The sequence below is a fragment of the Arsenicicoccus sp. UBA6765 genome, assembly GCF_002453335.1.
GTDB classification, from domain to species: Bacteria; Actinomycetota; Actinomycetes; order Actinomycetales; family Dermatophilaceae; genus Arsenicicoccus; species Arsenicicoccus bolidensis.
Genome location: NZ_DKGR01000003.1, coordinates 1 through 226, shown reverse-complemented (window position 1 = coordinate 226; position 226 = coordinate 1). Strand labels below are relative to the sequence as shown.

At 72.1% G+C, this 226-nt stretch carries 1 protein-coding gene; it reads right to left on the bottom strand.

Features of this window, described 5'->3' with window-relative positions; translation table 11 throughout:
* On the bottom strand, positions 1 to 226 hold a 226-nt coding region (locus B4K29_RS00690), incomplete at both ends, for an ATPase, T2SS/T4P/T4SS family (protein ID WP_286966181.1).

Below are 226 nucleotides of genomic sequence, written 5' to 3'. Positions count from 1 at the left end.
AGGCAGTTGAGCATGGTGGTCTTGCCGGCCTGGGTGCCGCCACTGACCAGGACGTTGAGCCCGGAGGCGACCGCGGCGGCCAGGAAGTCGGCCGCGTGCCGGGTCAGGGTGCCCAGCCGCACGAGGTCGTCCAGGTGGGTCGCCTTGGCCACGAACCGGCGGACGTTGACCTGCCAGTGCTCGCGGGACACGTCGGGGATCACGACGTGCAGGCGCGAGCCGTCCG